17 protein-coding genes and 1 pseudogene are annotated in these 18,050 nt (G+C 64.7%); 12 read left to right on the forward strand and 6 right to left on the reverse strand.

All coding sequences use genetic code 11. The features are described from left to right. Both ACSSVH_RS11470 and ACSSVH_RS11475 read left to right on the forward strand, forming a co-directional pair. The gene (locus tag ACSSVH_RS11470) at positions 1–1,422 is read left to right on the forward strand and encodes a cbb3-type cytochrome c oxidase subunit I (RefSeq protein WP_172314830.1); all 1,422 of its coding nucleotides are present in this window, start codon (positions 1–3) and stop codon (positions 1,420–1,422) included. 72 nt (positions 1,423–1,494) lie between these two features. Further along, positions 1,495–3,336 carry a nitric oxide reductase activation protein NorD gene (locus ACSSVH_RS11475; RefSeq protein ID WP_492634562.1) on the forward strand — a complete coding sequence of 614 codons (1,842 nt, stop codon included), beginning with the start codon at positions 1,495–1,497 and terminating at the stop codon, positions 3,334–3,336. Here ACSSVH_RS11475 and ACSSVH_RS11480 read toward each other — a convergent pair. Next, positions 3,330–3,530, reverse strand: coding sequence for a protein DnrP (locus ACSSVH_RS11480; RefSeq protein ID WP_170058035.1), 201 nt, complete (start codon positions 3,528–3,530; stop codon positions 3,330–3,332). The genes ACSSVH_RS11475 and ACSSVH_RS11480 overlap by 7 nt on opposite strands. Further along, complete coding sequence (locus ACSSVH_RS11485; protein WP_170041583.1) at positions 3,527–4,228, reverse strand: Crp/Fnr family transcriptional regulator; 702 nt, start codon at positions 4,226–4,228, stop codon at positions 3,527–3,529. The genes ACSSVH_RS11480 and ACSSVH_RS11485 overlap by 4 nt, the downstream gene beginning before the upstream one ends. Before the next feature lie 512 nt (positions 4,229–4,740). Here ACSSVH_RS11485 and ACSSVH_RS11490 point away from each other — a divergent pair. Continuing rightward, a complete protein-coding gene (locus tag ACSSVH_RS11490; RefSeq protein ID WP_492634563.1) occupies positions 4,741–5,928 on the forward strand; it encodes an NnrS family protein in 1,188 nt (395 codons plus the stop codon). A 10-nt stretch (positions 5,929–5,938) separates the two neighbouring features. Continuing rightward, complete coding sequence (locus ACSSVH_RS11495) at positions 5,939–6,370, forward strand: hypothetical protein (RefSeq protein WP_170041581.1); 432 nt, start codon at positions 5,939–5,941, stop codon at positions 6,368–6,370. A gap of 40 nt (positions 6,371–6,410) precedes the next feature. Here the strand turns inward: ACSSVH_RS11495 and ACSSVH_RS11500 are convergent. Beyond that, positions 6,411–6,860: pseudogene (locus ACSSVH_RS11500) on the reverse strand (hemerythrin domain-containing protein); the annotation flags it as partial. Positions 6,861–7,038: 178 nt separating this feature from the next. Between ACSSVH_RS11500 and norR the strand changes: the two are divergent. The 7 genes from norR to ubiT all read left to right on the forward strand — a co-directional run bounded on the left by norR (position 7,039) and on the right by ubiT (position 13,724). Next, the gene (gene norR / locus ACSSVH_RS11505) at positions 7,039–8,556 is read left to right on the forward strand and encodes a nitric oxide reductase transcriptional regulator NorR (RefSeq protein WP_492634564.1); all 1,518 of its coding nucleotides are present in this window, start codon (positions 7,039–7,041) and stop codon (positions 8,554–8,556) included. A gap of 100 nt (positions 8,557–8,656) precedes the next feature. Next, on the forward strand, positions 8,657–9,304 hold the full coding sequence (pdxH, locus tag ACSSVH_RS11510; RefSeq protein WP_492634565.1) for a pyridoxamine 5'-phosphate oxidase: 648 nt from the start codon (positions 8,657–8,659) through the stop codon (positions 9,302–9,304). Positions 9,305–9,396: 92 nt separating this feature from the next. Further along, the gene (gene moaB / locus ACSSVH_RS11515) at positions 9,397–9,951 is read left to right on the forward strand and encodes a molybdenum cofactor biosynthesis protein B (protein WP_169955283.1); all 555 of its coding nucleotides are present in this window, start codon (positions 9,397–9,399) and stop codon (positions 9,949–9,951) included. Next, positions 9,948–11,183, forward strand: coding sequence for a molybdopterin molybdotransferase MoeA (locus ACSSVH_RS11520; protein WP_492634566.1), 1,236 nt, complete (start codon positions 9,948–9,950; stop codon positions 11,181–11,183). The genes moaB and ACSSVH_RS11520 overlap by 4 nt, the downstream gene beginning before the upstream one ends. Before the next feature lie 183 nt (positions 11,184–11,366). After that, positions 11,367–12,362 (forward strand): ubiquinone anaerobic biosynthesis protein UbiU, encoded by a 996-nt coding sequence (ubiU, locus tag ACSSVH_RS11525; protein WP_076960737.1) that lies wholly within the window; start codon positions 11,367–11,369, stop codon positions 12,360–12,362. A 10-nt stretch (positions 12,363–12,372) separates the two neighbouring features. Continuing rightward, positions 12,373–13,263, forward strand: a complete 891-nt coding sequence (locus ACSSVH_RS11530; protein WP_169955281.1) for a U32 family peptidase — start codon at positions 12,373–12,375, stop codon at positions 13,261–13,263. Continuing rightward, entirely contained in the window at positions 13,257–13,724 is a 468-nt protein-coding gene (ubiT, locus tag ACSSVH_RS11535; protein WP_169955280.1) for a ubiquinone anaerobic biosynthesis accessory factor UbiT, read from the forward strand. The genes ACSSVH_RS11530 and ubiT overlap by 7 nt, the downstream gene beginning before the upstream one ends. A 195-nt stretch (positions 13,725–13,919) precedes the next feature. On the opposite strand, the gene ampC is transcribed toward ubiT, so the two are convergent. Next, entirely contained in the window at positions 13,920–15,062 is a 1,143-nt protein-coding gene (gene ampC, locus ACSSVH_RS11540) for a class C beta-lactamase (protein WP_169955279.1), read from the reverse strand. Positions 15,063–15,194: 132 nt separating this feature from the next. Between ampC and ACSSVH_RS11545 the strand changes: the two genes are divergently transcribed. After that, a complete protein-coding gene (locus ACSSVH_RS11545; RefSeq protein ID WP_170041575.1) occupies positions 15,195–16,073 on the forward strand; it encodes a LysR family transcriptional regulator in 879 nt (292 codons plus the stop codon). Positions 16,074–16,386: 313 nt separating this feature from the next. On the opposite strand, the gene cysC is transcribed toward ACSSVH_RS11545, so the two are convergent. After that, positions 16,387–17,007 carry an adenylyl-sulfate kinase gene (cysC, locus tag ACSSVH_RS11550; protein ID WP_169955277.1) on the reverse strand — a complete coding sequence of 207 codons (621 nt, stop codon included), beginning with the start codon at positions 17,005–17,007 and terminating at the stop codon, positions 16,387–16,389. A 31-nt stretch (positions 17,008–17,038) separates the two neighbouring features. Further along, on the reverse strand, positions 17,039–18,046 hold the full coding sequence (locus ACSSVH_RS11555) for an NAD(P)-dependent alcohol dehydrogenase (protein ID WP_169955276.1): 1,008 nt from the start codon (positions 18,044–18,046) through the stop codon (positions 17,039–17,041). Positions 18,047–18,050: the final 4 nt, after the last annotated feature.

An 18,050-nucleotide genomic window follows, 5' to 3' on the forward strand; every position in this document is an offset into this window, starting at 1 on the left:
ATGCGTACCGTCAATCCATATCTGAAATTCCAATCCCAGGCCGTGGCCAAACCCTACTTTGTATTCGCCCTGATCCTGTTCCTGGGCCAGGTGCTGTTCGGTTTGATCATGGGCCTGCAATACGTGGTCGGCGACTTTCTGTTCCCGTTGATCCCCTTCAACGTGGCCCGCATGGTCCACACCAACCTGTTGATCGTCTGGCTGCTGTTCGGGTTCATGGGCGCCGCCTATTACCTGGTGCCGGAAGAGGCCGACCGCGAGTTGCACAGCCCCAAGCTGGCAATCCTGCTGTTCTGGGTGTTCGCCGTCGCCGGCGTGTTGACCATCCTCGGCTACTTGCTGGTGCCCTATGCGGCCCTGGCCAAGCTGACCCACAACGAGTTGCTGCCAACCATGGGCCGGGAGTTCCTGGAGCAGCCGACCATCACCAAGATGGGCATCGTGGTCGTGTGCCTGGGCTTTCTCTACAACATCGGCATGACCCTGCTCAAGGGCCGCAAGACCACGGTGAGCATGGTGATGATGACCGGGCTGATCGGCCTGGCGGTGTTCTTCCTGTTCTCGTTCTACAACCCCGGCAACCTGGCGCGGGACAAGTTCTACTGGTGGTGGGTGGTGCATCTTTGGGTTGAAGGCGTGTGGGAGCTGATCATGGGTTCGATGCTCGCCTTTGTGTTGATCAAGGTCACCGGCGTCGACCGCGAGGTCGTGGAAAAATGGCTGTACGTGATCATCGCCATGGCCCTGATCACCGGGATCATCGGCACCGGTCACCACTTCTTCTGGATCGGTGCGCCCGAGGTGTGGTTGTGGGTCGGCTCGATCTTCTCGGCCCTGGAGCCGCTGCCGTTCCTGGCGATGGTGATGTTCGCCTTCACCATGGTCAAACAGCGTCGGCGCCAGCACCCGAACCGGGCGGCCACGTTGTGGGCCAAGGGCACCACGGTCACCGCGTTCTTCGGCGCCGGGGTCTGGGGCTTCCTGCACACCCTGGCACCGGTCAACTTCTACACCCACGGCACCCAATTGACTGCCGCCCACGGCCACCTGGCGTTCTTCGGCGCCTACGCCATGATCGTCATGACCTTGATCAGCTACGCCATGCCCCGCCTGCGCGGTATCGGTGAAGCACCGGATGCACGCTCCCAGACCCTGGAGATCTGGGGCTTCTGGATGATGGTCCTGTCGATGGTGATGATCACCTTGTTCCTCACCGCTGCCGGTGCCGTGCAGGTCTGGTTGCAACGCTGGCAAGTGGACGGTGTGGCGCTGCCGTTCATGGCCACCATGGACCACCTGTCGGTGCTGTTCTGGGCACGGCTGGCCAGTGGCGTGGTGTTCCTGCTGGGCCTGCTCTGCTACCTGTGGAGCTTCCGGCAGCGGGGCAAAGGCTTGGACTCTGCCACCCCCGTGACTGCTTGAGCGGTCAACGTTAATCCCCAAGAGGGCGGCCCGGCAGGTACTGCGGGCCGTTTTACGTCTGGAGCACTTCACATGGCCTTTACCCTTGAGTTGGAAGAGTGGGTCGGCAGTGTCTGGCACCGCTTTATCACCCGTCGCGCCAGTGCCGACTTCCCCGAGGCGCGGGTCGATCTGGTCGACCGCCAGCGCAGCCTGGCCCTGTTGTTCCGCGCCCTGGGCGGTGCCCATGGGATAGCCGTGGAAGCCGCCAGCGAGCGCGACCTGCTGCTGCGCCGCAACCTGTTGATGCGCATCGCCGGCACCTGCCGGCAGGCGCCCCTGGCCTCGTGCGACGGCCATCGCCTGCGCCTGCCGGCAAGCCTGGCGGTGTTTCCCTCGGTGGCCCTGAACCTGGAGCTGTACCGCTGGCTGGCGCTGCTGGCCGCACATGCCGGGCCGATGACCCACTGGGCCCGGGATAACCAGCGCTGGACCTGGCTGCTGTTGCAGCGTTACCCGGCCATGCTCCCCAGCTATCAGCGCCTGGTGGACGCCCACCTGCAATTGCGCCCCGATCCCGCCACCCTCAACCCCGCCGAAGCCGCCGTGGAAAAGGCCTTGCGCAAGGCCCTGCGTGAACCCGGCAGCGTGCGCCAGCTACCCCGCAGCGAGCGCGCCGCCTGGCCGTTGCCGCTGTGGCTGTATCCACCCTTGCACCTGCACAGCCCACAGGCCGCAGATCAGGACGACGAGGGCGACGACCTGACGACGCGGCCTGGCGAACAACAGGGCGCGCCCAAGCAGGCCAACCGGGTCGACGACAACAGCCGCGACGGTGGCCTGTTGGTGGTGCGCCTGGAAAACCTGTTCAGTTGGACCGAGCACGTCGATCTGGACCGCTGGGCCGACGATTCCGAAGACGAAGATGCCGCGCGGGTCGCCGAAGACCTCGACCAGTTGAGCCTGTCACGCCAGCGCGTGCGCAGGAGCGGCGGGCTCAAGCTGCACCTGGATTTGCCGCCGGCCGATGTCGATGACATCCCCCTGGGCGCAGGCATCAAGCTGCCAGAGTGGGACTACCGTCAGCAGCGCCTGCAAGCCAACTTCGTCAACCTGCAACTGCTGCAACCCCGCGACAGCGCGCCCCAGCCGCTGCCGGCTCGCCTGCTGCCCCAGGCCGCGCGTTTGCGCCGCCAGTTCCAGCAACTGCGTACCGACCGCCAATGGTTGCGCCAACAGCCCCAGGGCGCGGAACTGGACCTGCAGGCGTGGCTGGATTTTTATGTCGAGCGCCAGCACGGCGCATGCGCCGAGCGTGGCCTGTTTAAGGAGCAGCGCCGCACCCGGCGCGACTTGGCCTGTTTGCTGCTGGCCGATTTGTCGATGTCCACCGACGCCCATTTGAACGATACGCAAAAGGTCATCGACGTGATCCGCGACAGCCTGCTGCTGTTTGGCGAAAGCCTGGCGGGCCTGGGCGATGCGTTTGCCTTGTATGGCTTTTCGTCCTTGCGTCGCCAGCAGGTGCGCCTGCAACAGCTCAAGTCATTCCAGCAGCCCTACGACGACCACACCCGCGGCTGCATCCAGGGCCTGAAACCGGGTTACTACACACGGATGGGCGCCGCCATCCGCCAGGCCACCCAGACCTTGGGCGCCTGTAGACAACGGCGCAAACTGCTGCTGATTGTGACCGATGGCAAGCCCAATGACTTGGACCTGTACGAGGGCCGCTATGGCGTGGAGGACACCCGCCAGGCCGTGCTAGAAGCGCGGCGCCAGGGCCTGGTGCCGTTCTGCATCACGATCGATAAACAGGCCGGGGAGTACCTGCCGTACATGTTCGGCGCCCACGGCTACACCCTGATCCGCCAGCCGGAACAACTGCCGCTGCGCTTGCCGCAGCTCTACCGGCAGTTGACCGAAGATCAGTAAAAGTCCCGGGGCAGCCAGAAGAACATCGTGATGCAGAACACCGCCAGCCCCAGGCAGAACCATTGGAAGCGCTTGAGCCGCCGCGCCTCAAGGCTGGCGGTGGAGGCGGGCAGGGGCATGGCGCAGCGTTCGCAGGCCGCGTGGGGTGGCGGGTTGGCATGCTGGCAATACAGGCAGACTCGCGCTGCGCTCATTCAAATTGCTCCAGGCGCAGGCGATCAAGAATGGCGATCTGCCGACCGTCCTGGGTGATGATTTTTTCATCGATCAGCCGGCGAATGATCCGCGAGAACGTCTCCGGCTGGATCGACAAGTGCCCGGCGATCAACTGCTTGGCCATGGGCAGTTCGAACGAACTGTCGACACTGTGCAGGCGCACCAGTTGCGTCAGCAGGTAGCGCACCACGCGGTGGGTGGCGTTTTTCAGGGACAGGGTCTCGATCTCGTTGACCCGCTGGTGCAGGCGCACACACAACTTGCCCAGCAGGGCGAAGGTCAGGCGGCTGTTGCTGTGGAGCAGGCGCATATAGGTGGCGTTGGACAGGCGATACAACTGCGTGGGGCACACCGCCTCGGCGCAGGCCACGTAGTTGGGCGTGTCCATCAGCATCATCGCCTCGGCGAAGGTCTGCCGCTCGCCGATCACTTCAAAGACCTTTTCCTGGCCGTCCGGGGTCAGGCGGTAGATCTTCACCGCGCCGGCAATCACAAAGTAAAAGCCATCGGCCGGTTCGCCCTGGCGGAACAGCGGCTCGCCCTTGTCGACACTGAGCAACTGACTGCTGGCCATCAGCTCGTCCATCTGCTCTTCGTTGAGCGGCTCGAACAGGTGATGGCTGCGCAGGATCTGATGATGCACGCGGTGCAGGACCCTCGGCGTGTCGCTGATCATACAAGCCACAACGACAGGCCACTGGCCGCCGCCATCATCGAACCGAGAATCACGAACCAGGCCAGGGGCTGGATGACTTTTTTCATGGGGACTCCGTGGGGGCAGTAATAAGGGATAACCGGCTAGAGCAAGAGCTGGGCCAAGGCACGGGCCCTGTAAAACCTGGGCTGTAGCGCCTACATGGTCAAAATGACCCTGCCTTTGTGGGTTTAAATAACCCTCTAATGGTCATTTAAACCCTCCTGGACAACGCTAACCCCTGTAGGAGCTGGCTTGCCAGCGATGGCATCGCTACGGTGTAACCACCAGACCGAGGTGTTTGCATCGCAGGCAAGCCAGCTCCTACAGGTGTAGGGCGGCGCACTGGGGAATTCGGCCCGGCCTTTGCAACACTGATTGCGCGACGGCCCCAAGGATAGTGGGCCGCCCAGGAGCCCTGCTTGATCTGCGACAAGGGCCAGGGGCGGGCAATCCCGGATGATCGGGCCGGCAATGACTTGAGGAGTGGTGGTATGCACGTGCTGGATCGACGCAAGGCCATGTCGATAACCCCGTTGTTTCGCCTGGCTTTCCGGCCATTTTTCCTCGGTGGCTGCCTGTTGGCGCTGCTGGCGATTCCCTTGTGGCTGCTGGCCCTGGCCGGCGATGCGGGCTGGCAGCCGGCGGGTGGCTGGCTGGCGTGGCATCGACATGAACTGCTGTTCGGTTTCGCCCTGGCAATCATCGGCGGGTTCCTGCTGACGGCGGTGCAGACCTGGACCGGCCGCCCCGGCATCAGTGGCGCGCCCCTCGCGGCGCTGGCCGGGTTATGGCTGGGCGCACGCCTGGCGTGGCTGTTCAACCTGCCATGGCCGTTGCTGGCTGTGCTGGAACTGAGCTTTCCCCTGGCGGTCGCCGGGCTGATGGGCTGGACCCTGTGGAAAGTGCGGCAACAACGCAACTACCCGATTGTGCTGGTGCTGCTGCTGTTGACCCTGGCCGATGGCCTGTCCCTGTATGGCCTGCTGCGCGGTGACGAAGGCTGGCAGCGCCAGGCGGTGTTGACCGGGTTGTGGCTGGTGGCGGCGATGATGGGCTTGATCGGCGGGCGGGTGATTCCGTTCTTCACCCAGCGCGGCCTGGGGCGTACTGAAGCAGTGAAGCCCTGGCCGTGGCTGGATTACCTGCTGTTGGCAGGCTCGGCGTTGGTGGCGCTGCTGTATGCCAGCGGTGTGGCGCTGATGCCCAGCCTTTGGGTTGGCCTGGTGTTTGCCCTGCTGGGGCTCGGTCATCTGCTGCGCCTGGTGCGCTGGCACGACCCAGGCCTGTGGCGCGTGCCGCTGCTGTGGTCGCTGCACCTGGCCTATGCCTGGCTGGCCGTGGCTTGCCTGGGCATGGCGCTGTGGCATTTCGGCGTGCCGCTGAACCCGAGCCTGGCGGTGCATGCGCTGACGGTGGGGGCGATGGGCGGGTTGATCCTGGCGATGATCGCGCGGGTCAGCCTGGGCCATACCGGCCGCCCACTGACGCCACCCAAGGGCATGACCCTGGCCTTCAGCCTATTGAACCTGGCCTGCCTGAGCCGGGTGCTGCTGGTGCTGATCTGGCCGTATGCCGCGTTGTGGCTGGCGGGCCTGTGCTGGACCCTGGGCCTGGGTGTGTATCTATGGCGCTATGCCCCAATGCTGTGGCGTGCGCGGGTTGACGGCCATCCGGGCTAGGAGAACGGGAATGCTCTATTCGTGGTTATTGATCGTGCATCTGCTGGCGGCCATCGCCTTTATCGGCACGCTGTTCTTTGAGGTGGTTATCTGGCACCGCGCCCGTGATGAGCTGGCGTGGTCGGCTCAGTTCACCAGCGACCAGGCGATTGCCCGGCGTTCGCGGCAGGTGCTGCATGGCGTGGTGGTGCTGTTGTATGGCGCGGGCATCGGCCTGGCCTGGCACTACCGCGGCGTGCTGGGCGCGCCCTGGGCCAGCCAGTTTTCGGCGATGTTGAGCCTGAAGATCGTGTTGGCGCTGAGCATCATCGGGCATTACCTGTTGCTCGCGTACTGGCTGGCGCAAAAACGCCTGAGCCCGCTGCGGGCGGTGTGGATCCGCCGCAGCATCCTTGGGCATATGGTGCTGATCGTGATCCTGGCCAAGCTGATGCTGCGCTGAGTCCTGTAGGCGCGAACAAGCTCGCGCCTACAGGCAGGGGTCAGGCTGTCAGCGCACGAACAAACAACACGTCATTTTCCAGATGAATATGCTCCAGCAAATCCCCATGAAACACCTCCAGCCCGTGATACAGGGCACGCCAGGTATTGCAGGCGTCAGCGGGCGGCTGGATGCGATGGGTCAGCGCCAGCAACTGCTCCAGGGCCTGGCCGTGTTGTTCATGTTCATAGCGCATGACCTGGATCGGCGGCGCGGCCTGGGGACCCATGCCCATTTGCAGCATCGGGAACAGCACCTGTTCCTCCTTGAGCATATGGCCCTCCAGTTCCTGTTCGATATCCCGCAGCAGGTCGGCCAGGCCATTGGGGCACGCCAGGTGATGGCCGTGGACCTGCTCCACACGGCTGGCCAGGCGGATCAGTTCCGGCAGTTGCTCGCGGTGGCGAGCGTGGTAGCGCTCCAGCAAATGTTCGATCAGTTGCGCCTGGGGCAGGCTGTCCGGGGCGATGGTGTTCATCGGCTTTCCTCATCAAGTGAACAGATACACCGCTGATTGCATGCCGTGTGCCATTGCCAACCCATTGAAAAACCGCATTTAATTTTTTGTAGTGGTCAGGATCACCCTGATGCTGCACGGTAGAACCGACCATACAAGGGTAGTAATGACCATGTTGCGTGAAAGTCTGTCGGCCGACCTGATTGTCGAATTGCCCAACGCGGTGCGCCTGCAACGCCTGGTGCAGACCCTGCGCGAATATTTCCATAGCGGCGCCGTGGGCCTGTTGCGCCTGGATGGCGACGACAGCCTGCGTCCGGTGGCCACGGTGGGGCTGGTGCATGAGGCCCTCGGCCGGCGTTTTGTGATTGCCCAGCATCCACGGCTGGCGGCGATCATGGCGTCCCGCGAGCCGACCTGGTTCGAGCCCGACAGCCGCCTGCCGGACCCGTACGACGGGCTGCTGGACACCCAGGTCGGCGAACCGCTGCCGGTGCATGACTGCATGGGCGTGAGCCTGTTCGTCGAAGGCCGGCCCTGGGGCGCGATTACCCTGGATGCCCTGCACGCCGGGACCTTTGACGCCAATGCCCGCGAGCAGCTCAAGCGCTGTACGTTGCAGATCGAGGCTGCGGTGCGGGTCACGCGGCTGGAGCAGGAGAACCGCAGCCTGCGCCTGTCACGCCATGAACCGTTGGCGGGTTTGCCCAGGGTCGAAGATGGCGAAATCCTCGGCCAGAGCCCGGTCCTGCACCAGTTGCTCAACGAGCTGGATGTGCTCGCCGATTCGGACCTGCCGGTGTTGCTGCTTGGTGAAACCGGGGTCGGCAAGGAGCTGTTCGCGCGGCGCCTGCATCGCCTGTCGCGGCGCAGTAAAAAGCCGCTGATCCAGGTCAACTGCGCGGCGCTGCCGGAGTCGTTGGCCGAGAGCGAGTTGTTCGGGCATGTCAAAGGCGCGTTCTCCGGCGCCACCAGCGACCGTGCCGGGCGTTTTGACGCGGCCAACGGCGGCACGCTGTTCCTCGATGAAGTGGGCGAGTTGCCGTTGAGTGTGCAGGCCAAACTGCTGCGCACCTTGCAGAACGGTGAGATCCAGCGCCTGGGCGCCGACAAGCCGTTGCATGTGGATGTGCGGATTATCGCCGCCACCAACCGCCACCTGCCCGAGAGCATTCGCCAAGGGCTGTTTCGCGCCGACCTGTACCACCGGCTGTCGGTGTACCCGGTGCCGATCCCGGCATTGCGCGAGCGCGGCCACGATGTGCTGCTGCTGGCCGGGCACTTCCTGGAGCTCAACCGCGCGCGCCTGGGCCTGCGCGGCTTGCGCCTGTCACCGGCAGCCGAGCAGAGCCTGCTTCGTTATGCCTGGCCGGGCAATGTGCGCGAGCTGGAACACGTGATCAGCCGCGCTGCCCTCAAGCAGTTGAGCCGTGGCGGCAATCGCAACCAGATCATGACCCTGGAAGCCGAGCTGCTGGATCTCGACAGCGCCACCTTGGCCCAGGCCCCTGTGCCTGAAGTGCCGGCGCCAGCATTCCAGAGCTTGAGCGATGCGGTGGACGACTGCCAGCGCCAGAAGGTGCGCCAGGCGTTGAGCCTGTCCGGCGAAAACTGGGCCAGCGCTGCGCGCATGCTGGGCCTGGACTCCAGCAACCTGCACAAACTGGCGCGGCGCCTGGGGCTCAAGTAGCCGGGCTGCGACCCCATGCCGCGGCGCGCAGTTGATCGCGATCAAGGTGCGCAGGGCGTCGGCTGATCAGACTGTGGCGAATTGACCGGAGGTTTGCCCCATGCCCCTTTCCCTGGCGCAGATGCGCCGCAACTACACCCTGTACGGTTTGCGGGATGACCTGGTACAGGACGATCCCCTCGTGTTGTTCGGCCAGTGGCTGGAGCAGGCGCGCAAGACCGAAGTGGCGCCGGTGGAGGCCAACAGCATGGCCCTGGCCACGGTCGATGCCCAGGGCCGTGCCCATTGCCGGATCCTCTTGCTCAAGGGCTTTGGTGCCGAGGGCTTTACCTTTTTCGGCCACTACCAGAGCGCCAAGGGCCAGGAACTGGCGAGCAACCCCAGCGCGGCCATGACCTTTTTCTGGCCCGGCCTGGAGCGCCAGGTACGCATCGAAGGCACGGTCGCACGCCTGGCGCCACAGCTGTCCGACGAGTATTTCCACTCGCGGCCGCTGGCCAGCCAGATCGGCGCCTGGGCGTCGCCGCAAAGCCAGCCCCTGGCCCATCGCGCCGAGCTGGAGGGGCACCTGCGTGATGTCACCCAGCGCTTTGCCGGGCAACCACCGCCGCGCCCGGCAGAGTGGGGCGGTTACTGCCTGCAACCCGAGCGCGTGGAGTTCTGGCAAGGCCGCCCCGACCGCCTGCACGACCGCCTCGACTATCACCGGCACGACGGCACCTGGCAGCGCAGCCGCCTGGCGCCCTGAATCCGCCTAGAGGTACCTCCTCGGAGGAATAGGCCCGCCGGCCTTTGCGGTGCAGGCTGGGGCCATTGCTCATTTATCCCGGGATTTTCACCATGGCACATCTGACTCAACGCAATTTTGTCTCACTGAACATCGCCGTATTGACCATCAGCGATACCCGCAACTTTGACAACGACACCTCCGGGCAAACCCTGTGCGACCGCGTGCAAGGGGCCGGGCACGCGCTGATCGACCGGGCCCTGGTGGTGGACGACATCTACCAGATCCGCGCGCGGATTTCGCAATGGATTGCCGACCCCCAGGTGCAGGTGATCCTCACCACCGGCGGCACCGGCTTTACCGCGCGCGATAACACCCCGCAAGCGGTGCTGCCATTGCTGGATAAGCATGTGGAAGGTTTTGGCGAGCTGTTTCGCCAGGTGTCCCTGCAAGAGATCGGCATGTCGACCCTGCAATCGCGTGCCCTGGCCGGCATGAGCAACGGCGTGCTGGTGTGCTGCATGCCCGGCTCGCCCGGGGCCTGCCGCACGGGCTGGGACAAGATCCTCTTGGGGCAGCTGGACAGCCGCACCGGGCCGTGCAACTTCGCCCCGCACCTCAAGGCCCAGGCCGCGCAAGCGCTGGAACCCTGCGAGGCGCGGTCATGAGCACCTCGGTGTGTGAAAGCGGCGAACTGATCCCGGTGGACGAGGCCATCGAACGACTGTTGGCCCAGGCACCCCCTCCACCGTCCACCCAGCAAGTGAAAACCGCCCAGGCCCTGGGCCGGGTGCTGGCCAGCGATATCTTTTCCCCGGTCAACCTGCCGGCCTGGGACAACAGTGCCATGGACGGCTACGCGCTGTGCGCCGCCAACCTGCCGGCCGAGGGCGGCTACCTGCGCCTGGCCGGGCGCATCGCCGCTGGCGAGGGCGCAGCCACAGCGTTGAGCAGTGGGCAAACCATGCGCATTTTTACCGGCGCACCCTTGCCGGCCGGGGCTGACACCGTGGTGCCCCAGGAGCGTTGCCGGGTCTACGGCCAACGCATCTGGTGCCCGCCGATGCGCACTGGCGAGCATGTGCGCAAGCAGGGTGAAGAAGTGACCCAGGGCGCCTTGCTGCTGCCGGCCGGCAAGCGCCTGCGCGCCCAGGAGCTGGGCCTGCTGGCGGCGGCCGGGCTGGCCCAGGTCAAGGTCTATCGGCCGTTGCGGGTGTGCCTGTTGAGCAGCGGTGATGAACTGCGCGAGCCGGGCGATCACCTGGCACCGGGGCAAATCTACAACAGCAATCGCCATTGCCTGGCTGCGCTGCTGCAAGGCTGGGGCGTGGAGGTACATGACTATGGGGTGATGGCCGACGAACTGGCCGTCAGCCGCGATGCGTTGACCCTGGCGTCCTCGGAATGCGACTTGCTGCTGACGTCTGGCGGGGTGTCGGTGGGCGAGGAAGATCACCTCAAGCAGGCGATCAAGGAGCTGGGGCGCGTGGATTTCTGGCGCCTGGCAATCCAGCCGGGCAAACCCCTGGCCTTTGGCGATGTGGCCGGCAAACCGTGGATCGGCTTGCCCGGCAACCCTTCGGCGGCGCTGATTACCGCGTTGGTGGTGGTGCGCCCGTTCTTGTTGCGCGCCCAGGGTGTGACTGACGTCACCCCGGTGCCGATGCTGCTGCCCGCCGACTTTACCTGGGCCCAGCGCAACCGCCGCCGCCAATACCTGCGCGCACGCCTGACCCCGGGCATCGACGGCCAGGCGCGGGTCACGCTGCACCCCCGGCAAAGCTCGGCGATGCTCAGCGCCGCGTGCTGGGCCGATGGCCTGGCGATTGTGGAGCGTGAGCAGTTGGTGGAGAAGGGCGGGCTGGTGCGGTTCGTGTCTTTTGCCGAACTGATGCAATAACTGCCGGCGGTGCCGATGGTGGTGATGGTCAATGTGGGAGCGGGCTTGCTCGCGATAGCGGTGGATCAGTCAACATTTAAATTGCCTGACACACCGTAATCGCGAGCAAGCCCGCTCCCACACAAGCCCGCTCCCACAAGGGATATGCGGTGTTGATGATGAATTTTCTGATGAGGATCAACCATGCAACTGGTCTGCCCGGCAGGCAATCTGCCTGCGCTTAAAGCCGCCGTGCGCCAAGGTGCCGATGCGGTGTATGTGGGTTTTCGCGATGACACCAACGCCCGGCATTTTGCCGGGCTGAACATGGACGACAAGCAGTTCGACGGCGCCGTCGCCCACATCCGCCAGCACCAGCGCAAGCTGTATGTGGCGGTCAACACCTACCCGCAGCCCAAGGGCTGGGAGCGCTGGCAACGGGCGGTGGACCGTGCTGCCGACCATGGCGTGGATGCCCTGATTGCCGGCGATCCGGGGGTGCTGCAGTACGCCAGCAGCCGCCATCCGCAGATGGCCTTGCATCTGTCGGTGCAGGGTTCGGCGACCCATGCGGCGGCGTTGCAGTTCTACGCCGAGCGCTATGGCATCCGCCGCGCGGTGTTGCCCCGGGTGCTGTCGCTGGCCCAGGTCAAACACGTAGCCGCCAGCAGTTCGGTGCCCATCGAAGTCTTCGGTTTCGGCAGCCTGTGCATCATGGCCGAGGGCCGTTGCCACCTGTCTTCGTATATCACCGGTGAGTCACCGAACCTGTGCGGCGTGTGCTCGCCGGCCAAGGCGGTGCGCTGGAGCGAAGATGCCGACGGCCTGAGCGCGCGCCTGAGCGAAGTGCTGATCGACCGCTACACACCGGACGAACCGGCGGGCTACCCGACCCTGTGCAAGGGCCGTTTCATGGTCGATGGCAAGCGCTTCCATGCCCTCGAAGAACCCACCAGCCTCGACACCCTGGACTTGATCCCCGAGTTGATCGCCATGGGCGTCGAAGCGGTAAAAATCGAAGGCCGCCAGCGCAGCCCGGCGTATGTCGAGCAAGTCACCGGGGTCTGGCGTGCGGCACTGGACGCGCACCGCAGCGCGCCGCAACGCTTTGTGGTCAAGGACCAGTGGCGCAGCGTGCTGGCCGGTCTATCCGAAGGCAGCCAGACCACCCTGGGCGCCTACCATCGTTCGTGGCAATGAGGAACCGCACATGAAACTCAGCCTGGGACCGGTGCTGTTTTATTGGGATAAGCAACAACTGGGGCAGTTCTACAGCGAGATGGCCAGCCTGCCGCTGGATGTGATCTACCTGGGGGAAACCGTGTGCTCCAAGCGCCGCGCGTTCAACCTCGACCAGTGGTTGGGCCTGGGCCGCGAATTGCAGTCGGCGGGCCATGCGCAAATTGTGCTGTCGAGCCTGACCCTGATCGAGGCCGCCTCGGAGCTGTCGAGCCTGCGTCGCCTGTGTGACAACGGCGAGGTGTTGGTCGAGGCCAATGACATGGGCGCCGTGCAGCTGCTCGCCGAGCGCAAGCTGCCCTTTGTCGGTGGGCCAGCGTTGAATCTGTATAACGGCCACGCCCTGGTGCAACTGCTGGATGCCGGGATGATGCGCTGGGTGCCGCCGGTGGAGTGCTCGGCGGCGCTGATTGGCGATGTGCTGGAGCAGGTGCGTGAACTGGGCCGGCCGTTGCCGCAAGTCGAAGTCTTCGCCTATGGGCATCTGCCCCTGGCCTATTCGGCGCGCTGCTTTACGGCGCGGGCGGAAAACCGGCCCAAGGATGACTGCCAGTTCTGCTGCCTCAACTACCCCGATGGCATGGCCTTGACCAGCCAGGAAGGGCAGGCGCTGTTTACCTTGAATGGTATCCAGACCCTGTCGGCGGAGGTCACTAATCTGCTGGCCGATTACCCGGGACTGATCAGCTGCGGCGCCGACCTGCTGCGCCTGAGCCCACGGGCGCAAGGCATGGTGGGCATCGTCGAAGCCTTTGACCGGGTCCGCCAGGGCGCCACGCCGCCGGTGTTTGTCGAAGGCTGCAATGGCTACTGGCATGGCCAGGCCGGGATGTTGCGGGTCGAGGAGGTGGGACTGTGCTGAATCGCAAGCAATGGCTGCTCAAGGGCGCCGACCGCTTACTGCCGTTGATGCGCAAGGTGCCGTTCGTGGTGCAGCGCCTGGCCTTGCAACAGGCGCTGAACCGCTGCCTGGCCGAACCTTTGCGCGATGGTGGTTTTGAACTGCTGCGCGGGCGCTGGATGTGCCTGCGCATTCCCGACCTGGGCTTGCGCTGGTACTTGACCCTGGGCCGCGACGGACTGCGCATCGCCGAACAGGCCCAGGCCCAGGTGACCATCAGCGGCAACTGGCGCGAGTTCCTGTTATTGGCCAGCCGCCAGGAGGATCCGGATACCTTGTTCTTCCGCCGGCGGTTGGTGATCGAGGGTGACACGGAGCTGGGGTTGAGCCTGAAGAATCTGATCGACAGCCTCGACCCAGACGTGTTGCCGCCCTGGTTGTGGCGCAACCTGGAACGAGCCGGCAAGGGCCTGGCGGCCTGAAGATCAAGCCCGCGTAGCTGCGCCCCTGTGGGAGCGGGCAAGCCCTAATGCCAGTCAGTCAAGCGCAGATCCCCTGTGGGAGCGGGCTTGCTCGCGAAAGCAGTGTGTCAGTCAACATCAATGTTTGCTGGGCCGACGTCTTCGCGAGCAAGCCCGCTCCCACATTGGGAAGATGACGGGTTCAAAAAAGCTGGGCTATTGCTCCATGGCCTGCAGGATCGCGTGGGCGGCTTTCACCCGCTCGGCATTGGGGTAGTTCTTGTTCGCCAGGATCACCACGCCGATGCCTCTGCTCGGTACATAAGCGATATAGGCGCCAAAACCGCCGGTCGAGCCGGTCTTGTTCACCAGGGTATTGGCGCGCAACGGCTGTGCCGGGGTCAGCCAGTGGACCGGATGCGGCTCCATGGCCATGGGTGTGGAATTGCCGTCGACCAAGGCGTCAACACTCAGCGGGTAGGCGTACATCTCCCAACCAAGGCCCTGGGTGGTAGTGCCCACGGTGTAGTAACCGGTATGCGTGGTAGCGATGGCCTGTTGTAGCGGCTGCTCCAGCGATGTCGGGTCCATGTTCAGCGCCATGTAGCGGGCCAGGTCTGCCGGGCTGGTCTTCACCCCATAGGCTTCGCTGTCCAACGCTCCGGGGCTGACGCGCACCGGCTTGCCGGCCTTGTCGTAGCCCTGGGCATACAAGCCCATCTGGGGCTTGGGCACCTTGAGATAGGTGTGCTTGAGGCCGAGCTTGGGCAGCAGGGTCTGTTCCATCGCCACGTCGAACGGTTGCTGCAGGCTCTGCGCCGCCAGATAGCCGAACAGGCCCAGGCTGGGGTTGGAGTACTGGCGGTGGGTGCCGGGGGCGAAAGTGGCTTTCCAGTGCTGGAAGTAGCCGATCATCTGCTGCGCATTGTCCGCCTCGCCGGGGAACTGCAACGGCAGCCCGCCTGCGGTGTAGGTGCCCAGGTCAAGTACGCTGATGTGCTCGAACTGGCTGGCGCGCAAGGCTGGCAAGTAGTCGCTGGCCGGGGCAGAGAGCTTCAACTTACCGGTGGCCTGGGCATAGCCGGCCAGGGTCGCGGTGAAGGTCTTGCTGACCGAGCCGATCTCGAACAGGGTGTTTTCGCTGACGGGCTGCTGGCTGTCCTGCGCGGCGACACCGTAGTTAAAGTATCGGGCCTTGCCGTCCTGCACGATGGCGACAGCCAGGCCTGGGATTGCCTGCTGCTGCATCAGCGGCTTGACGGTGGCGTCCACCACCTGGCGCAGGTCGGTGGCGGCCAGGCAGTTGCCGGCGCCGAGCAAGAGGCTGAGAATCGTGACGTTGCGCACGTGTTGGTACATGATGAGGTCGCTTCCTTGAGGATTGTCGGGGGAATCACGGCCTGCGCAGGCGCCGCCAAGATAGGCAGTTTGCCGGTCCCGGACAACCGATGATATCTCGCACCAGTCATTAGAAAAATTTGGGTTAAGACCATGTTGCGTTCCCATTTACCCCTTAACGCACTGCGCGCGTTCGAAGCGTCTGCCAGGCATTTGAGCTTTACCCGGGCGGCCATCGAGTTGTGCGTGACCCAGGCGGCGGTCAGTCACCAGGTCAAGAGCCTGGAGGCCCAACTCAACGTCACCCTGTTCAAGCGCCTGCCCCGTGGCCTGATGCTCACCCGCGAAGGGGAGACGCTGTTGCCGGTATTGCGCGAGTCCTTCGATCGCATCGCCCAGACCCTGGGCCAGTTCCAGGCCGGGCATTACCGCGAGGTGCTGACGGTGGGCGCGGTGGGCACGTTTGCGGTGGGCTGGCTGCTGCCGCGCCTGGCGGATTTCCAGGCGCGCTACCCGTTTATCGACCTGCGTTTGTCGACCCACAACAACCGCGTGGATGTGGCGGCTGAAGGCCTGGATTATGCGATCCGCTTCGGCGCCGGCGCGTGGCATGGCACCCACGCCTGTGAGTTGCTGGCGGCGCCGCTGACCGTACTGTGCGTACCGGCGATTGCCCGCCAATTGCAAGGCCCGGGCGATGTGTTGAAGCACACGCTGTTGCGCTCTTACCGGGCGGATGAATGGAGCCTGTGGTTCCAGGCCGCGGGCTTGCCCGCCGACACCCTGGTGCCGCGCAGCATCGTGTTCGACTCGTCCCTGGCGATGATGGAAGCGGCCTTGCAGGGCAATGGCGTGGCCCTGGCGCCGGCACTGATGTTCTCCCGCCAACTGGCCCAGGACGTGATCCGCCAGCCGTTCGACGTGGGCATCACCACGGGTAGCTACTGGCTGACGCGCCTGCAATCACGCGCCGAAACCCCGGCGATGCAGGCGTTCAAGCAATGGTTGTTGGAGCAGGTGACGGGCCTGTAGGTACCTGGCTTGCCGGACGCCATCGCTGGCAAGCCAGCTCCTGCACTGGGGGGCCGTTCGTCGATTCAAGCCGGCCCTTGGGCCGGACTGAGACAAGTCCTAGGGGTTGCCCCGACCCTTCTAACTCCTATTGCGCCCCCCATCAACTGACCTCTACTTGCGGTGCGTAAAGTGTCATGGTGGTGGTTTTCTTTCGTGAATTACGCCAGTTGGCGCGGTTCATCGTGACCATGGCCACGGCGACCATAAGACCGGTCTCAAACACCAGGCGAGGGTCAATACGCCTCAGTTGGCAGGGGTGGCCATTGGTGGGTCAAGTCCACAGCCGTTGGCGCAGGACAAACGTCTCGATGGTGTGGGCGGCGTGTTCGATCGAGGTGTTGGCGCTGTCAATCACGATGTCGGGGGCTACCGGGCGCTCGTAAGGTGAGTCAATGCCGGTGAAGTGCTTGATCAGGCCTTTGCGGGCCTTGGCATAAAGGCCCTTGGGGTCGCGCTGTTCGAGGACCGGCAGCGGTGCGTCGATGAAGATTTCAATAAAGTCGCCAGGGGCGAACAGCGCCCTGGCCATGCGTCTTTCCTGTTCGAAGGGCGAGATCAGGCACACCAGGGTGATGACCCCGGCATCCACCATCAACCTGCCGACCTCGGCGGTGCGTCGGATGTTTTCCTTGCGGTCGCTGTCGGCAAAGCCCAGGTCGGCGGTCAAGCCCTGGCGCAGGCGGTCGCCGTCGAGCAGGCAGGTGTGCAGCTGTTTCGCGTGCAGGCTGGCCTGCACGCAATTGGCAATACAGGACTTGCCGGCGCCCGACATCCCGGTGAACCACAACAGCAATGAGCGATGCCCTTTAAGGTTGCATTGGGCCTGGCGCTCGACATCGAACGGGTGGGGCACCAGGTCCGGGGTTTCCTGGGGGCGAGCGAAGGGAGGCATCAGGGGCATCTCCTGGGGGCGCGCACGCCAGTCAAAACTCGATCACCGCGCGGTAGCGCACAGTGTTGTTGCGTAGGGCGTCGAGGGCCTGGTTGATCTGCGCCGTGGGAAAAATATCCACCAGGGGCCACACATGATGTTCGCTGGCAAATTCCAGCATCTTGAGCATGTCGTGGCGCCCGCCGACGTTGGCAGTGCTGACGGTCAGGGTCTTGTAGGTCATGGCCGCAATATCCAGCGTGACCGGGCCGGGCATCCCGGCAAAGCACAGGGTGCCGTGGGGGCGCAGCAGGGCGATGGCGCGCTCCCAGTCCTGGTCGTTGGAGGCGGTGACCAGCAGGAAGTCCAGGGTGTTTTCCTGGGCCTGCAAGGTGGCCGGGTCCAGGCCGTGGAAATGACGGGCCCCCAACTGCAAGGCCTGGGTTTTTTTGCTGGTGGAACTCGACAGTGCGGTGACGGTGCAGCCGAACTTGGCCGCAAACTGGATGGCCAGGTGGCCGAGCCCACCGATGCCCAGCACCCCCACGCGCATGCCCGGGCGGGTGCCGCGCAGCAGCGCGGTGAACACGGTCTGCCCGGCGCAGAACAACGGAGCGGCGACATGGGAGGGCAGGTTGTCGGGGATCGGGAACACGAACCGGCTGTCGCAGGTCATGAAGTCGGCAAACCCGCCTTTTTGCCCATCGGCGCAGGTCGCCACCACCGCCGCACAGTGTTGCTCCTCGCCCTTGAGGCACCATTCGCACGCCAGGCAGGCGCCCTTGTACCAGCCCACGCCAACGCGCTGGCCGGCAGCCAGGTGGGTGACCGCCGAGCCGCAACGCACCACCCGCCCCACGACCTCGTGGCCGCACACTTGAGGGTATTGGGAGGCTTCGCCCCAATGGCCTTCAATCAGGTGCAGGTCACTGGTGCAGGCGCCGCAATGGGTCACTTGGATTTCCACGTCGTTGGCCCCCGGGTCCGGGCGCGGGTAGGTGAAAGGTTCCAGTGGCGAGCCCGGGCCATAGGCGGCCCAGCCGTGGGTGGTGCGTGTCATGGGG

The organism is Pseudomonas sp. HC1(2025) (assembly GCF_058742075.1).